A 2,129-nucleotide genomic window follows, 5' to 3' on the forward strand; every position below is an offset into this window, starting at 1 on the left:
CCGAACCCCGCTGCCGCACTGACGGCGTCGCTCTGGCTGCGCTCTCGCTGAACGGCGCGGAGACTAGTCTGGCCTCTCTCCAAGATGTCGCGACGCTTCGGTTCGGCCTGATGCGGGGTTGAGCCGGACGTCGCCGCCTGTTAGGGAGGCGGCGGCGTCCGGTGCGTGGCTCACGCTTTCGGGGTCTGGCAAGACTCTCGAAAGGATCGTGAGCCGCATGACGGATCATGACGTGCTGTACGGCTACCGCCTGCAGTTGTTCGCGCTGGCGGACAGGACGACGGTCAGCCACGCCTGTCGCATTTTTGGGGTACACCGTTCGACCTACTACCGCTGGAAGCGACAGGTCGACCGGCACGGCTTGGAGATGCTGCGGCCCAGGCAGCGACGAGCGCCGCGGATGCCCAACCAGCTCTCGGCGGTGATCGAGCAGCGGATCGTGGCGTATAGCCTGGGCCATCCAGGATCTGGGCCGGATCGGATCAGCAGCGAGCTGGCGCGGCCGAAATGGGGCGGGATCCTCGTCTCGGCGAACGGCGTTTGGCGGGTACTCCGACGGCACGGACTCAATACACGCACGAAGCGGCTGGCGCTGATCGCCGGCTACGCCGCGCCCTACGAGCCGCCCAGAGCTCCACTCCCAGAGCCGCACATCGTCGTGTCACGGCCGGGCGAGCTGGTCGGTATCGACTGCTTCTTCGTCGGCCGACTACCAGGGCGCCAAGCACCCGGTCTGGCAGGTCACCGCGATCGACTGTTACTCCTCGTATGCCTGGGCCGACCTCATCACCTGCCCCACCGCGCAGCCAGTCGCAACGCAGACCAGCAAACTGGCTCGCCGAGTCGCCCAAGATCTCGCCCGCGCCGGCTGGAAGCTCGAACGCGCGCTCACCGACAACGGCAACGAGTTCAAAGCAGCCTTCGACACGACCCTCACCCACCTAGGCGCGCGTCACACCCGCATCCACCCCGGCCGCCCCCAGACCAACGGCCACGTCGAGCGCCTCCACAAAACCATCCTCGAGGAATGCTGGCGACCCAGCTTCGCCCGCTACCTCCACGTCACCTACGGCGGGCTCCGCCAAGACCTCGACCAATACCTCAACCTCTACAACACCGACCGCGCCCACAACGGCCGCATCACCCAAGGCCGCATCCCCACCGACATCATCGACCCCGCCCACAAAATGCGACCCCAAACACGACACCCACCTGTCGCTACGACTCGGGGAGAGTCCAGATTAGTGCGCGTGACGCTTATAGCCCCAACTGATCGCTTCACGTTTGCTCCCGCATCGGTTGGCGCGCCGTTCGGCAATACATCGGGTCGCCAGTTCGACCTGTTTCGCATCGCGAACGACCTTGACGCGCACCTCGTGATCGGCACGGCTACGTCCGTTGACATTGAAAAGCGCTGCGTGAGCCTGAAAGGCGGCGAGGCGCTCCCGTACAACGCATTTGGTGATCGCTTGTGGAGCGTTCGCACACCAGGCCGTGCCGGGCGCCACCACGTTTGGCGGCGCCGCAGACATTGACGAGATTCGAGACCTGCTCACCAACACACTCGAAGGCCGAGTGGCGCGACTCCTGTTTGCGGCCCCCACGAATGTCGGGTGGACGCTACCGCTCTACGAGCTTTGCCTGTTGACCGGGCAACACCTCGTCGAGAGGCATGCTGTCTACCGCTACCAGCACGGCAGCATGCGCCGCGAGAGTGTTCAGATCGGCTTGGTCACTCCAGAAGCGACGCCGTTGGCGGCATTTGGAACCGACGCCAGTCAAACCTTGAGCGCCATGCTCGAGGAACGAGGAATCGCGTTTCACGGGGAACGGACCCCCGTGCGGTTCCACGACAACCGGCTTGAGACACTACCCGGTGGCGACATCAGAGCCGACCGTGTCGTCGCGTTGCCACGGCTTCAGGGTGTTCCAATCAGCGGCCTCCCAGCCGACACAGACGGGTTAATCCGAACCGACACCCACGGCCGGCTGGATGACATCGCCGACGTCTACGCCGCCGGTGACATCACCACTTTCCCAATTAAACAAGGCGGCATCGCTGCACAGCAGGCGCTATGCGCCGCACAGATGATCGCAGCCACAGCCGGTGCCACCATCACCCCCCAACC

General features: G+C 64.9%; 2 protein-coding genes and 1 pseudogene. All 3 read left to right on the forward strand.

The features are described from left to right. Positions 1-217: 217 nt before the first annotated feature. Positions 218-541: pseudogene (locus tag WAN02_RS02090) on the forward strand (helix-turn-helix domain-containing protein); the annotation flags it as partial. Positions 542-962: 421 nt separating this feature from the next. Then, the gene (locus WAN02_RS02095; RefSeq protein ID WP_422262391.1) at positions 963-1,535 is read left to right on the forward strand and encodes an integrase core domain-containing protein; all 573 of its coding nucleotides are present in this window, start codon (positions 963-965) and stop codon (positions 1,533-1,535) included. After that, the coding region (locus WAN02_RS02100) for an FAD-dependent oxidoreductase (protein ID WP_422262389.1) at positions 1,462-2,129 on the forward strand (668 nt) is incomplete at its 3' end. The genes WAN02_RS02095 and WAN02_RS02100, both read left to right, overlap by 74 nt.

Origin of the sequence: Mycobacterium sp. (assembly GCF_049281135.1) — a bacterium.
Lineage (GTDB): Bacteria > Actinomycetota > Actinomycetes > Mycobacteriales > Mycobacteriaceae > Mycobacterium.